The sequence below is a fragment of the Salinicoccus albus DSM 19776 genome (assembly GCF_000385175.1).
Taxonomy (GTDB): domain Bacteria; phylum Bacillota; class Bacilli; order Staphylococcales; family Salinicoccaceae; genus Salinicoccus; species Salinicoccus albus.
On the sequence record NZ_ARQJ01000024.1, the window covers coordinates 37,777 to 51,998 of the forward strand.

The following is a 14,222-nucleotide window of genomic DNA, read 5'->3' on the forward strand; positions in this document are numbered from 1 at the left end:
TACGTTTATCCAAAGGAGTTGTAACAGACCGCAGGATACAAAAAGGAGAAGTTAAGATGGAAGGAACCAACAGAAACGATATTAAAGCCGGCCAAAAAGTTAAAATAGTGAAGAAACAGGATCAGCGTTCCGGCAAATTGACGGAAGGTACAGTCTCTCGTCTGCTGACAAACTCAGGGACGCATCCGCACGGCATCAAAGTGAAGCTTGAAGATGGCACGGTTGGCAGAGTCAAGGAGGTTCTTGACTAGATATAGAACTGCAGCACCTGAAATCCGAAATAGAATGACGCTGCGGCCAGAATGCTGAAAATAATGTTTTCTGCAAGCCCGCCGGTCCGGATCGTCAGTGGAAATTTAACCGTCAGGCCAAGCGGGAAAAATAATTTTATACCATTTCTTGTAGCCATGTCGAGAACATAATGGCTGAGTATTCCAATAATCAGACCAGCAGTTAATGCTTCGATCTGGATAAAACGGTTCATGATAAATGCAATAATAATAAGGAATAATAAGCTGTGGGTAAATGTCCTGTGGCCGAAAATCAAATTGATGAGCTTTGAAATCAGCGGCAGTTTTCTGCCAATTTTACTGCCGCTGTGACATATATCCGGCAGCAAACCACCGACGATCGCAGCCCCTGTCATGATCACCGGAGGCTGGCCGGTCATATGGGCGTATGCAAGTCCTGCTGCAATACCGCCCAGTGCATGTGTTTTGCCCGTCATGATGCATTCCTCCTAACCTGTCCATCGTATCATGAATAGATGCATACATAATATAATTGGTGAAATTTATCATACATTAAATATGAAAATGTGATATAGAGCAGGGGTGATGATATGAATACTTCATTTTTATCTGACAGACCAGAATATATTACAGAAGTTGCCATGATCATCCATGAACGATTCGATCTGGATGAAAATATCAAAGGGAATTACAAAGAAGCGGTAGAATTTTTCGGCGGCTCGACTGAAAAGGGGTATCCCATAACCCTGATTGACCTGGAAGGCAGGAAATGTGTGGGGACTGTCTCCATTTATAAAAATGATCTGACGGAAAGACCAAATTATCAGCCCTGGCTGGCAGCACTGTATGTATTGCCAGGCTATCGCGGGGAAGGCATCGCTGACAGACTGGTTTCAGATATGCTGGAGCATATCAGTGAGCTGGGTTTTGAGATCATTTATGCCAGGACAGATTCACAGAAAAGATATGACTATTATATGCAAAAAGGCTGGGAACTTCTGGAAACCATACACACCGATGGACAGAAAACATTCATATTCAGAAAGGGGAAAGTTCAGTGAGATGCGGGACAAAATGTTTTGTCGTGAAGCTCGAGGAGGGCAACGAAGTCATGCAGCATGAAATACCGGCACGCAATCAAGTCGATGCCAGAAAGATTGCTAAGAGAAAGTATGGAAATCAAACGACGGTCAGATCAGTCAGGAAAAAATAAAATGCTCAGTATAAAAATGCTTTTAATTTAAAAGCATTTTTATAGTTCGGACGGGCTGTTCAAAAGGAATTTATAAAATAATGTTTTTAATATTATAATCTGGTAGTATTGAAATGTACTTTTTATTAAGGAGGCTGGTGGATGATGTCTGAAACAGCCATGGAATTGAAGCAGTTAAAAAAGAAAATTGGCAGTAAAGAGATTATTAAAGGACTGGATTTTGAAATTCAAAAGGGTGAAGTGTTTGGTTTCATCGGACCGAATGGTGCAGGTAAAACAACAACCATCCGCATGATGGTTGGTTTGATGGGCATTACAGAAGGAGAGGTCGTTATTCAGGGCCAGAGTGTAAAATCGAATTTCAAGAAGGCGATACAGGAAGTGGGCGCTATCGTCGAAAACCCTGAAATGTATCCATTTATGACGGGCATGCAGAACTTAAAGCACTTTGCCAGGATGACGCCGGGGATCACAAGGGAGCGGATCGATGAGGTTGTGGGTCTGGTCGGCATGGAAAATGCGATTAAAACGAAAGTCGGCAGATATTCACTCGGTATGCGTCAGCGTCTCGGCATTGCACAGGCGCTGCTCCATAAACCGTCCATACTCATATTGGATGAACCGACGAATGGACTGGATCCGGCAGGCATCCGCCATATCCGGAAGTATATCCGGCGCCTGGCTTCTGAAGAGAATGTCGCAGTGATCATTTCCAGCCATCTGCTAACCGAGATTGAATTAATGTGTGACAGGATAGGCATTATCAAAAATGGGGAAATGATCGGTTTTGAGTCCGTCAATGAGCAAGACGCTGACGATGATGGCAGCAGACAGATTGCCATAGAAGCGGAGCCGTCTGACAAAGCGGCGGAACTGCTCAAAGAACGCCATGGTATCGACGTTGAAATGAAAGAAGGTTTCGTCGCTTTTGAGGCATCCAAGACTTTTGTGCCGCAGATTGTCACAACGCTCGTTAATGAGGAAGTGCTTGTGTACAGGGTTGAAGTGTCCAAAGCATCAGTGGAGGATAAATTCTTTGATATGATTGGGGAGAATGTGATTGGGTAGATTGTTCAGCCTTATATGGAATGAAGTGGCGAAAATATATATACAGAAATCTACCTGGATCATGTATATATTTATCATATTGCTGATTGCCGGCGTTGCTGCACTGTCATTCTTTTCAGACGTTAATAACAATGAATACGGCGATGACTGGAAGGCGGAGCTCGAAGCAGAGAATGAAGCGCTGACCGAAGAGATGCAGGAAAGCGAGTTTGCGGGTGACTTTAACACTCAGCAAATTGAAAAGAATGATTACCACATCGAAAATGACATCAAACCTGCAGAGTATGATGCATGGCAGTTTGTTTTTGAAAATTCGATGCTGTCCTCATTCATCAGTCTGCTGACGATTATTGTGGCTGGTGGCATCGTTGCCAATGAATTCAAATGGGGGACGATCAAACAGCTTCTCATCCGTCCGATATCGAGAAGTACAATATTGCTGTCCAAGTATATTTCTGTCTTAATATTTGCATTAGCTACACTGGCATTTGTGCTGGTACTATCCTGGATTGCCGGAGCCATGCTGTTTGGCGTCCAGGGACTGAACCCGGAAATGGTGCTGAGGAAAGGCGGCGAACTTCAAGCCTCAACAGTGGTTGAAGAAATCATCAGCAGCTACGGGTTCAAGTTAGTCAATCTGTTCATGATGACGACTTTCGCTTTTATGATTTCAGCGATTTTCCGCAACAGTGCACTTGCCATCGGTACGGCAGTATTCCTGATGATGGCAGGGACTTCGATCGTCTCTTTCTTTGCTGATAGAGTCTGGGTCAAATATATACTGTTTGCGAATACAGATCTGACTGTTTATACAAGCGGTATGGGACCGGTGAGAGACGAGATGACGATGGGCTTTTCAATCGTGGTACTTGTTGTATACTGGGTCATATTAATGGCGGCTTCATGGCTGGCGTTCACAAAACGGGATGTTGCAGGCAACTGATGACAAGCGAAGCGGCTCCCGCTTCGCTTGTCTGTTCTCCCTGGAAATTATTGATACGATTTGCATAGAACTTCATTTTATTGTAAAATAACCAACATAACTTATTTGTGAATATTGAAAATATTGTGAGTGCAGATAAGTTATAATCTAGAAAGAACCATCAACTATGGAGGGGTCTTATTTAACATGTCCAAACTTTGGAACGCTGTGGACGATTATTTTAATTCAGAATTGAATGCTGATGATGAAGTGATAACAGGCATTCTCGAAACGAAAGAAGATCGGGAGGCGGCAGTCGCCGGCCAGGGAAAATTCATGCAGCTGCTGGCCAAGATCAAAGATGCCAAATCGATTTTAGAGATTGGCACACTTGGCGGATACAGCACATTATGGCTGGGTAAAGCACTTCCTGAAGACGGGAGAATGGCAACACTTGAATCAAACAGTGAACATGCAGAAATTGCTGAAGATCATATTGCTGCAGCTGGACTTGAAGACAAAGTTGAAATTATTACCGAGCCTGCTGAAGAATCATTGCCGAAATTACTCGAACGCGGATATCCGCGGTTTGATTTCATCTACATCGATGCCAATCAGAAATTATTCCCGGATTATCTGGAAGAAGCCATAGACATGGCGAAATGCGGGTCGGTGATTATAACCGAACGTAAAATTGTTGAGAAGTTCGATGAGAACTCGGTTGATCCTGAAATGCAGAGATGTATGGAGATACTCAAAAACAGTGAAAGAGTAGATGCAACTGCAGTTCAGACAGTAGGAAGCAAGGGACATGACGGATTCATCTTGGCAGTATTAGACTAGAGTGCAGATAAATAAAACCAGGGCGCTTGCGTCCTGGTTTTTGTGTTTTGATGGTGTGATACCCGATTTCGAAGTGTCCACTTTCTCTAATGGTTTCTGATTATGGCAGCTATCCGCCTGAAGACATCAGGGCCCCTTCTTAATTCGTCTGGGAATACACTGGCATCCATATGTATTATAATGAGTTGTAAATCAACTTTGAATCATTATGAAGGAGTGGATGCACATATGGACGATTTTAAAGCATTAGTCGTGGATAAAAAAGATGAAAAGATGTCTATGGAAGTGAAGCATATTGGCCTTTCCGACCTCTCTGAAGGAGAAGTGACGATAAGCGTCGCCTATTCCAGCGTGAACTACAAGGATGGTATGGTGGCTGTTAAAGGGGATTTAGCTGAAACGCTGCCGCTGGTTCCGGGTATTGACCTGGCCGGTACAGTCATTGCTTCAGAGGATGATCGCTTCCAGGAAGGCGATCCGGTGATTGCCACCAGCTATTTCATTGGTACGAGACATACAGGCGGCTTCAGTGAAGTAGCCAGAATACCATCTGAATGGGTGGTTCCTTTGCCTGACGGACTCACCTTTGAGGAATCGATGAAACTCGGCACTGCAGGATTTACTGCAGCACTCGCCATTCAGCGGCTGGAGGAGAATGAATTGACACCGGGCTCCGGTAAAATATTGGTCGACGGCGCGAGTGGCGGTGTTGGCAGCCTGGCGATAAACATGCTTTATGACAGGGATTATGATGTGGTTGCGAGTACCGGGCGCACAGAAGAGGCATCATATCTGAAATCACTGGGCGCTTCCAAAGTCATTCACAGGGATCAGGTGACGGACTTCAGAGGCAAAGCCACACGCACAAGACAGTGGGCCGCTGCGATCGATCCAGTCGGCGGTAAGACACTGCAGTATATTTTGAGCAGCCTGGATTATGGCGGATCAGTGGCCACATGCGGGCTTGCCGGCGGTATTGAAGTAGAGACGACTGTACTGCCGTTTATCTCCCGGGGGATTAACTGGCTGGGTATTGATTCGGTCAAATATCCGATGGAGAAACGCATCAAAGTATGGCAGAGACTTGCTGACGATATGAAGCCTTCCGCGCTCGAGACAGATATTTCCCACGAAATATCGTTGGATGAACTGCCGGATACACTGCACAGTATACTCCAAGGAGAAATCCGCGGGAGAATCATTGTAAAAATGTAAAAAGCAGTCCAATCGATTCCGATTGGACTGCTTTTTTACTTATTTTGCGTAATATTCTGCTTCCAGTTTTTGAATCTGTGCTTCAACAGCTTCAGCTGGAAGTTCATTTTCGATGATATATCTATTTTTCGGGCTTTTTGTGCATTCGATGGAACAGCCGCCCAGATGCTTTGCCTCATTTTCTTCTGATGCAAGAATTTGCGCATTGCAGTCAGGGTCGGCACAGTTGGTATAGCGTTCACATGGTGTACCGTCGAAATGATCTCTGCCGACGACAGTATGTTCAACCTGATTAACCGGTACGGTAATCCTTTCGTCGAACACGTACATCATGCCGTCCCAGTTCTGTCCCTTTGCCACAGGATCTTTACTGTAACTTGCAATCCCGCCATGCAATTGGCCGACATCATCAAACCCTTCACGCTTCAGCCAGCCTGAGAATTTTTCACAGCGGATGCCGCCGGTGCAGTAGGTTAAAATGCGTTTACCTTCAAGCATGTCGCGATTGTCCGCTACCCACTCAGGCAGATCGCGGAATGTTTCCACTTCCGGACGGATTGCACCTCTGAAATGGCCGACGTCATACTCATACGTATTTCTCGCATCCAGGAGAACTGTATTGTCGTCCTGCATCTCTTTCATGAATTCAGACGGCTCCAGATACTCGCCGGTCAGTTCCCTCGGATCGATATCTTCATCAAGGCTGAGGTTTACCAGTTCCGGACGCGGACGTACGTGCATTTTCTTGAATGCATGATCCTCCGATTCGTCGATTTTAAATGTAATCCCTTCGAATAATGGATGGTTTTCCATATATTCCTTATATCTTTCAGTATCTGCCACAGTCCCGGATACGGTACCGTTTATCCCTTCTGTGGCCACCAGGATACGACCTTTCAGGTTCATATCTGTGCACAGTTCGAGATGTTCTGCGGCGAATTCCTCGGGGGCTTCAATGTCTGTGTAATAATAATAAAGTAATACCTGATATTTCATTGTCTGTTTCCACCTATCATTTATATTTGCAGGATATACCTGATAGAAATGCATGAAGAAGTTTTCATGCATTGTTGGATTATATCAAAAATGAAGTGTATTTGAAAGTAATTTTTACATAGATGTCAATTTGTCATCGCTGGGCATATCTGCGAATCCACAGAGCCACCGGGGGCCCTGTAACACAGAATGTAGCAATGTTACCGATAAATTGTTAAAATCATATAATCGAATAGATACTGGATATGTACTCAGGAAGGGATGATACTATGGATAAAGATAAAGCGCTCGTAGTCTTCTCGGGCGGTCAGGACAGCACCACCTGCCTGTTTCATGCGATGGCGCATTACAAGGAAGCAGAACTGGTCACTTTCCAGTACGGCCAGCGGCACAGTCTGGAAATAGATGTTGCGAAAAACATTGCAGAAGACCAGGGATTGAAACATCATGTTCTGGACATGTCACTGCTTTCCCAGCTGAGTCCGAATGCACTGACCCGGCATGACATAAAGATAGAGGAAGGGGAGGTGCCGAATACATTTGTGCCTGCCTGCAAGAAATATGCTGTTTTTATCTTTTGCTTCTGCCCTGGCGTATCAGATCGGAGCGAAGACGATTATTACTGGTGTTTGTGAGACAGACTTCAGCGGCTATCCGGACTGCAGGGATATATTTGTAAAATCGATGAATGTAACGGCAAACCTTGCGATGGATTGCGATTTTGTGATTGAAACGCCGCTCATGTGGCTCGACAAGAAAGAAACGTGGGCGCTGGCAGATAAATACGGCAGTTTTGATTATATCAGGGAAAATACACTGACCTGCTATGAAGGGATCATGGGAGATGGCTGCGGTGAATGTCCGGCCTGTAAGTTAAGAAATGACGGCCTGTATACATATATGGAAGAAAAGGCGGCAGGACGGTATGTCGATGAAAGATTTGAGAATGAATGAACTCTGGGTGCTGCATCGTTTCACACGCCGCTATGACGCAACAGCGGGGTTATATAACTGAAGCAAGCGGGGAGACGGCTGCGGATCAAACTGATATAATTTTAATAAGTAAGCAGGGTTATAAAACGCCTGACAGGAGGAAATTGTATGAAAGTAGAAATCTGGTCGGATATTGGCTGCCCATTTTGTTATATCGGTAAGAAAAATTTCGAAGCGGGCGTGGATCAATTCGAAGGAAAAGAAGCGCTTGATATTGTTTTCAGAAGCTATCAGCTCGCCCCTTCCGCTAAACAGGTGCCGACTGAATCCATGCATGAATTGCTGGCCAATAAGTACGGTAAGACCATAAAGGAAGCTGAGATTATGAACACCCAGGTTGCTGACGCGGCGAAAGAAGCGGGACTCACTTTCAATATGGATGAAGTGGTGCCCTCGAACACGATGGATGCCCACCGGGTTATCAAATTGGCCACAGAATCCGGCAGCCCGGAGGAGGCGGTGGAGCGTTTCTATGCGGCCTATTTCACGAACGGTGAAAATGTTGCAGACAGAACAACACTGCTTAAGATTGCCGGCGAGCTCGGATTGGATACAGACGCGGTCACTAAAATGCTGGATAGTGATGATTATAAAGAGGATGTCTATACTGAACAGAACGTAGCCAATCAGCTGGGCGCCCAGGGCGTGCCGTTTTTTGTCATCAACAGGAAGTATGGCATTTCCGGCGCGCAGCCGGCGGACGCTTTCCAGGAAGCACTGGCCAAAGCATATGAAGAGTCAGACCAATAATGAAAATGGGGCTTTCATTTTCAAAATCTGTGTAGTATACTATTGCAAGTGCAAATGAATATGAAGAGGTTCTTAGCCCAACCCTCTATAAAAAACTAAGACACGGATTCTATAATTATAAGTTATATGCCATGTGCCTTAGCGGGATACATGGCATTTTTATCGTTTGAACAGCCTGTGTCTGAAAGGAGAAGAATCATGAGTGAAAATAATACTGAAGATTTAAGTCTGCTGGGTAAAGAAGCAGTCAAATATGAGTTTGACTACAACCCTGATCTGCTGGAAACTTTCGATAACAGCCACCAGGGACGCGATTACTTCGTTAAATTGAACTGCCCCGAATTTACGACGCTCTGCCCGATCACCGGCCAGCCGGACTTTGCGACCCTTTACATCAGCTACATACCGGATGTGAAGATGGTGGAAAGCAAGGCGCTGAAGCTGTATCTTTTCAGTTTCAGAAATCACGGTGGTTTTCATGAAAAAAGCATCAACATGATCATGGATGATCTCATAGATCTGATGGATCCCAAATATATCGAAATATGGGGCAAATTCACACCAAGAGGCGGTATCTCAATCGATCCTTACTGTAACCACGGCCGTAAAGGGACGAAATATGAAGAGATGGCGGATCACCGCATGATGAACCACGATATGAATCCTGAAATGATTGATAACCGCTAATACTGAAGGGCGCTAAGAATTTCTTCCTGAAACATCAAAGAGGAGGAAATGAAATGTTATTCTATTTGACTGCACTTTTTTCCGGTTTGCTGGTTGTCTCCAATATCCTTGGAGTGAAATTGTTTTCAATCGGACCGTTCATGATGCCTGCAGCAGTGGTTGTCTATATGGCCACATTTCTCATTACTGACGTCATTGGGGAGGTCTACGGCAGGAAAAACGCCCGGCGGACTGTTCAGGCCGGTTTTTTCACGCAGATTATTGCGCTTGTCTTCATCTATCTGGCGATAGAACTGCCAGCGGCCCCTGCATTCGGGATGCAGGCAGAGTACGCCATGGTACTCGGCGGCAGTTTTCAGGTCATCGCTGCAAGCCTTGTATCTTATCTGATCAGCCAGAACCTGGATGTCACAATCTTTCACACGCTGAAGAAAAAGCATGGGAAGAAAAAACTCTGGTTCAGAAACAACCTGTCCACCGCTGCCGCCCAGCTGGCAGATACCGTAATCTTTATCGTCATCGCTTTCTGGGGAGCCGTACCGACCCAGGCAATGCTCGGTATGATCGGTGCACAGTATATTGTTAAACTCATTATTGCGCTTGTTGATACCCCTGTTGTATATCTGCTCGTTAAAATGGCGGGAAGAGGAAAAGCTGCAGAGCCTATGGCCTATGATTCCGCCCGGGTTCAGTCATAGGCAGGGGCTGCATCCAGCGGTATAAAGTGATTATGATGGAAACGCTTGGATTAAATATCCAAGCGTTTTTCACCCCTTTGATTTGTCTGTATAAGATGCTGCGATTAATCTTCCGCTGTTGCCGAATGTTTCTTGAAAGTCACAAGCTTATACAGATGAAAGACTGCTCCAAAAAGTACCATGAGCGGCACAACTGCTAAAATCACGAAGAACAGGGATCCTCCAAATTGACGCAGGCCGAAGCTGGCGAAGAATTCGCTGGTGGTCACTTCAGCGATGGGCGGGTAAAAGACATAGACATAGATCAACGCGATTACGGCCAGCATAAATGTATAGAATATGAAGTTGGAGATGTGATAGGGTCGTGTATACTTGTCGAATTTAAACATTTTTTAAACCCCCTCTGTATTAATTATCACTCACATTATACACTATATTTATGTGTGTATGAACAGAAAAATAGTGAAAATAAAGATTAATGAGAAAATTAAGGAGTGATTCAGATGTTTTTGAGAAAAGCCGGTGCTGACGATTTGGCCAGAGTAATGGAGATTAAGGATGCGGTTGTGCCGATCATGATAAATGCAGGAAATACGCAATGGAGTGATGCGTACCCGGATTATGAAAGGTTTAGTGAAGATGTCTCTAACGGCTCGTTATATGTATATACGGCGGATGACGCGATAAAGGGGTTCGTTGTGGCAGATGATGAACATCCTGAACCATACAGAGCGCTTTCGTGGAGACTGACGAGGAAAAAAAGTGCTGCGATGCACCGGATGGCTGTTGATCCAGCATGTCAGGGACAGGGCATTGCCGCTAATATCATTGAAGCTGTCGAACAGAAGCTTGCTGCAAAAGGATATAAAGGGATACGCACCGACACGTCTTTGGAGAATAAGAGAATGCAGATGAGGTTTGAACAGCATGATTATCAGTTTATAGGAAAACTGAAACTTGAAGCGGACTCAGATGACTGGTACGTGGCTTACGAAAAGGTAATAGCAGAGAAAATCTGAAAAATGGGTTTAATCTTTTGTTCCCTGCCCTGGATGGTGTAATATAGAGAAGCTATATATTACATATTAGGGGGAATTTCAGTGAAATTACTGCTTAAGCTGGTTGCCGGTATCGTTGTCGGTATCACAATCGGTGCAATCTATTATGCGGCGGGGCCTGAAGGAACTGCAGGCGCTGTTTTTGAATTTTTGGCAAGGCTGTTTGTCACACTTGAATCAATCCTTGGCAGTTTCATCTTCTTTATGATTCCTTTGATTATTTTATTCTTCATCGTTAATGGAATTACAAAGATTGGTGAAGGTTCCGGAAAAGTGGTTGGTGCGACACTGGGGACGGCATATCTTTCAACGCTGGGCGCAGGTCTGCTGGCTTATGCTGTGTCGATGTTCGTCATGCCGAGGATTACTGACGGCGGCAGTGTCCCCGAAGAAAATGCGGAACTGGAACCATTTTTTGAGTTTGAAGTGACACCGCTGATGGATATTCTGACCGCGCTGGTGCTGGCATTCGCTTTCGGAATTGTCATTACTCTGACCCGTTCGGAACTGATGAGAAAGTGGTTTGAGGAAGGCAAGAATATTATAGAATTCCTCATTGAAAAGGCTGTTATCCCCATCCTGCCGTTTTATATCGCAGGCGTATTTGCCGGCATGGCTGCACAGGGAACCATTTTCGATACGCTCGCGGTATTCGGGGTTGTGCTTCTCGTGGCCGTATTGCTGCACTGGGTCTGGATCACCATCCAATACTCCATTGCGGGCGCAGCGCTCGGTAAAAACCCTGCAAAAATGATGAAAACCATGATTCCGGCATACTTCACCGCGCTTGGAACCATGAGCAGTGCAGCGACCATACCGATGACACTCAAACAGACGAAAGAAAATGGCATCAGGAACCGGATTGCAGACTTTGTCGTCCCGCTCTGTGCGAACATTCACCTCTCCGGCAGTACAATCACGATTGTCAGCTGTTCCATCGCTGTCATGACAGTGCTCCCGGATTATGATCTGCCCGGGTTCGGCGTGATGCTGGGCACCATCCTGCTGCTGGGTATCGTAATGATTGCCGCACCGGGCGTTCCAGGCGGTGCCATCATGGCAGCCAGCGGCATACTGTCGACCAATCTTGGCTTCGACGAGTCGGCTGTTGCATTTATGATTGCACTGTATATGGCCCAGGACAGCTTCGGCACTGCGGCAAACATTACCGGGGACGGTGCAGTGTCTTCGATGATTGATGCCTATGACCGGAAACGAACAATTGAATAGGATAAAAGGCCGTTTTTAAACGGTCTTTTATTATTGTTGAGCGGTTTTTTATACTTTGAAGGCGATTTTGTCTATAATATATACTAGTGAAAAAAAGATAAAGGATAATCGGAATGAATAAATTTTTATATATTGTCATCGTCATATGTTTTCTGGACTTATTCGTCCAGCTGCCGATTATTACGCCATTCGCAATGTCACTCGGGGCATCCGAATATACTGCCGGCGTGATCGTAGCGGTCTATTCATTGTTCAATATGGTCGGTAATGTTTTCGGGGGCTATTTCTCGGATAAGTTAGGGAGAAAGAATATGCTCCTGCTCGGAATGGGGATACAGATTATTATATTGCTGACTTATACGGTTGTTCCATCCGTGGCATTGTTAATGGTCATCCGTGTCATCCACGGTTTTTCAAGCGGTTTGTTAACGCCTGCCGCATTCAGCCTTGTTGCAGATCTTTCCAGGAAGAAAACAATCGGTCGTTCAATGGCATTTACTGGGGTTTCGATCGGGACCGCTGCTGTCGCCGGTCCGGCGCTCGGCGGAATTATTTCAGCCAATGCCGGTTACCAGATGGTCTATCTGATCATGGCGGCCATATTTGTAGTCGGTATTGCACTGATCCTGTTTACCGTCAGGGAAAGTACGACCAGGGAAAGCCGGGGCGGCCACTATGAAACGAACTACTGGCAGCTTATGAAGCGGCCGTCATTAATTGTTGCATATATTTCTGCATTCACCTTGATGGTATCCAACGGTTCGCTGGCGTTTGGGCTGCCGTTGAAAACACAGGCGCTGGGGCTGGCGGATGCTTCTACCGGAGCGATGCTCAGTGTCTTCGGTATTACAGCCATCATTGTTTTTGGCACCCCGCTCAACAGAATCTATACGAAATTCAGTTCCGTAACGCTTGTATCCGCCGGTATTTTCACCATCGGTATATCGATGATACTGCTCCATCTGGTACCGAATACAGCGCTGGTCTACCTGACAATGGTACTCTATGGCGCAGGATTCAGCTTCATCTTCCCTTCCATGAATAAAATCATCGGACAGAATGCCGGCATGAGCGAACGGGGCAAGGCCAACGGGATCTTTTATTCGTACTTTTCGCTCGGTTCCGTTGCAGGCTCGTACCTTTCAGGTATATTCGCAACATATTTTGAAATGCCATTCATATTCATTGGCATCATTATCATTCTTCTATTATCATTGGTTTACACTGCCCACAAAAAAAGTGAGGCCACAGCAGAAGTGATGTAAGGAAGATTATTGGAGGGTGTCACATGAAGGAGAATCTGTTGCTGATGGGGATTCACGGAAGAATTGGACAGAATTTGTATGAAGAATTAAAAGATGACTTCAACCTGTTTGCTTTTTCCAGTGAACATCAGGTGGATGAAGGACTGGACATCACACTTTTAAAAAATGACCTGTTCATACTGCCTGAAGTCGAAGCCGCACTCAAAGATATCGATGTCGTCGTGTTCTTTGAAGACCCGATTATGCGATTAAACAGGTTGACCCAGGGACGCTTTGAGGATCTCTACGTATTGATCGCAGATAATATCGCCAGAGCCTGCGAGATAAATGAAATATATAATATCATTTTCGTTGAAGATGAAATCAGCAATGATTATATGGTCGAAGTACTCGGCGCACGGGGAGCAGAAGTAAAAGTTACTGCCACTCCGATAAAAAGATACGGTAAAACCCTGTCATACAGAGCTTCAGACTACAACAACGTCAGAAGCGTGCAGAGAGGGCCGCTCCCTGAGCGATGGTCCATCAAAAATGTAGGTATGTATTATTTTCAATGGCTGGATGAAATCCTTTACAGCCTGATAAATGTCGAGTTTAAAAAGCCGTTGATTGAAATCAGGGTTGCCAATCGGGATCAGCCTGTGCTGCTGATAGAATATGATGAAGAAAGCAGTTATAACGGGGTGGAAATCTACCGGATCAAGGGCGGCGGATTGTCTAAACGCGAACCCAATAAGGTGCCGCGTCTTGAGTTCAGAGAACTGCCAAAGCGGGATGAATTTCTCATTGCCCTGCATGACTTTGAACCGAAATTGCCCTGGATTGTCTACATGATGACCCAGGCCCCGATACACAGTCTGGTTAACCGTATTTACCAGGTTGAAATGGCGATAAATACCCAGGCACCCGGCTCACATAACAGACCATTTGGTGAATGAAGAAAGCGCCCGACACCTCAAGTTGAGGTCCGGGCGTTTTTACGTGCGGTGAAATACCGATGCCGGCGATTGTAATGCGGACAATGTCCCGGCAG

Annotated in this window: 16 protein-coding genes, 1 pseudogene and 1 riboswitch; of the genes and pseudogenes, 14 read left to right on the top strand and 3 right to left on the bottom strand. The window is 45.4% G+C overall.

All coding sequences use genetic code 11. The features are described from left to right. Positions 1–56 precede the first annotated feature (56 nt). Positions 57–251 carry a YwbE family protein gene (locus G343_RS0104725; RefSeq protein WP_020006968.1) on the top strand — a complete coding sequence of 65 codons (195 nt, stop codon included), beginning with the start codon at positions 57–59 and terminating at the stop codon, positions 249–251. On the opposite strand, the gene G343_RS0104730 is transcribed toward G343_RS0104725, so the two are convergent. Further along, positions 248–727, bottom strand: coding sequence for a metal-dependent hydrolase (locus tag G343_RS0104730; RefSeq protein ID WP_020006969.1), 480 nt, complete (start codon positions 725–727; stop codon positions 248–250). The two genes, G343_RS0104725 and G343_RS0104730, sit on opposite strands and share 4 nt — an antisense overlap. Positions 728–841: 114 nt before the next feature. On the opposite strand from G343_RS0104730, the gene G343_RS14290 reads away from it, so the two are divergent. The 5 genes from G343_RS14290 (at position 842) to G343_RS0104760 (ending at position 5,512) form a co-directional block, all read left to right on the top strand. Continuing rightward, the gene (locus G343_RS14290) at positions 842–1,312 is read left to right on the top strand and encodes a GNAT family N-acetyltransferase (protein ID WP_020006970.1); all 471 of its coding nucleotides are present in this window, start codon (positions 842–844) and stop codon (positions 1,310–1,312) included. Between the two features lie 296 nt (positions 1,313–1,608). After that, entirely contained in the window at positions 1,609–2,532 is a 924-nt protein-coding gene (locus tag G343_RS0104745; protein WP_026366271.1) for an ABC transporter ATP-binding protein, read from the top strand. After that, entirely contained in the window at positions 2,525–3,475 is a 951-nt protein-coding gene (locus tag G343_RS0104750) for an ABC transporter permease (RefSeq protein WP_020006973.1), read from the top strand. Before G343_RS0104745 ends, G343_RS0104750 begins: the two co-directional genes overlap by 8 nt. A gap of 186 nt (positions 3,476–3,661) precedes the next feature. Continuing rightward, complete coding sequence (locus G343_RS0104755) at positions 3,662–4,297, top strand: O-methyltransferase (protein WP_020006974.1); 636 nt, start codon at positions 3,662–3,664, stop codon at positions 4,295–4,297. A 228-nt stretch (positions 4,298–4,525) separates the two neighbouring features. Further along, positions 4,526–5,512, top strand: coding sequence for an acrylyl-CoA reductase family protein (locus G343_RS0104760; RefSeq protein WP_020006975.1), 987 nt, complete (start codon positions 4,526–4,528; stop codon positions 5,510–5,512). 39 nt (positions 5,513–5,551) lie between these two features. On the opposite strand, the gene trhO is transcribed toward G343_RS0104760, so the two are convergent. Beyond that, entirely contained in the window at positions 5,552–6,508 is a 957-nt protein-coding gene (gene trhO / locus G343_RS0104765) for an oxygen-dependent tRNA uridine(34) hydroxylase TrhO (RefSeq protein WP_020006976.1), read from the bottom strand. Positions 6,509–6,777: 269 nt separating this feature from the next. Between trhO and queC the strand changes: the two are divergent. From queC to G343_RS0104785, 4 genes and pseudogenes are all read left to right on the top strand, one after another. Next, positions 6,778–7,462, top strand: a pseudogene (gene queC, locus G343_RS14765) (7-cyano-7-deazaguanine synthase QueC). A 147-nt stretch (positions 7,463–7,609) separates the two neighbouring features. Then, positions 7,610–8,251 (top strand): DsbA family oxidoreductase, encoded by a 642-nt coding sequence (locus G343_RS0104775; protein WP_020006978.1) that lies wholly within the window; start codon positions 7,610–7,612, stop codon positions 8,249–8,251. A gap of 59 nt (positions 8,252–8,310) precedes the next feature. Further along, positions 8,311–8,356: riboswitch (PreQ1 riboswitch) on the top strand. 93 nt (positions 8,357–8,449) lie between these two features. Beyond that, positions 8,450–8,938 carry a preQ(1) synthase gene (queF, locus tag G343_RS0104780; RefSeq protein WP_020006979.1) on the top strand — a complete coding sequence of 163 codons (489 nt, stop codon included), beginning with the start codon at positions 8,450–8,452 and terminating at the stop codon, positions 8,936–8,938. Between the two features lie 53 nt (positions 8,939–8,991). Further along, on the top strand, positions 8,992–9,636 hold the full coding sequence (locus G343_RS0104785; protein ID WP_020006980.1) for a queuosine precursor transporter: 645 nt from the start codon (positions 8,992–8,994) through the stop codon (positions 9,634–9,636). 104 nt (positions 9,637–9,740) lie between these two features. Here G343_RS0104785 and G343_RS0104790 read toward each other — a convergent pair whose 3' ends face one another. Next, positions 9,741–10,025, bottom strand: coding sequence for a hypothetical protein (locus G343_RS0104790; protein WP_020006981.1), 285 nt, complete (start codon positions 10,023–10,025; stop codon positions 9,741–9,743). A 114-nt stretch (positions 10,026–10,139) separates the two neighbouring features. Between G343_RS0104790 and G343_RS0104795 the strand changes: the two genes are divergently transcribed. The 4 genes from G343_RS0104795 to G343_RS0104810 all read left to right on the top strand — a co-directional run bounded on the left by G343_RS0104795 (position 10,140) and on the right by G343_RS0104810 (position 14,127). Next, positions 10,140–10,655, top strand: a complete 516-nt coding sequence (locus G343_RS0104795) for a GNAT family N-acetyltransferase (protein WP_020006982.1) — start codon at positions 10,140–10,142, stop codon at positions 10,653–10,655. Between the two features lie 81 nt (positions 10,656–10,736). After that, positions 10,737–11,924 carry a dicarboxylate/amino acid:cation symporter gene (locus G343_RS0104800; RefSeq protein WP_020006983.1) on the top strand — a complete coding sequence of 396 codons (1,188 nt, stop codon included), beginning with the start codon at positions 10,737–10,739 and terminating at the stop codon, positions 11,922–11,924. A 113-nt stretch (positions 11,925–12,037) separates the two neighbouring features. Beyond that, positions 12,038–13,189 carry an MFS transporter gene (locus G343_RS0104805; RefSeq protein WP_020006984.1) on the top strand — a complete coding sequence of 384 codons (1,152 nt, stop codon included), beginning with the start codon at positions 12,038–12,040 and terminating at the stop codon, positions 13,187–13,189. A 23-nt stretch (positions 13,190–13,212) separates the two neighbouring features. Continuing rightward, on the top strand, positions 13,213–14,127 hold the full coding sequence (locus G343_RS0104810) for a Rossmann-fold NAD(P)-binding domain-containing protein (protein WP_020006985.1): 915 nt from the start codon (positions 13,213–13,215) through the stop codon (positions 14,125–14,127). Positions 14,128–14,222: the final 95 nt, after the last annotated feature.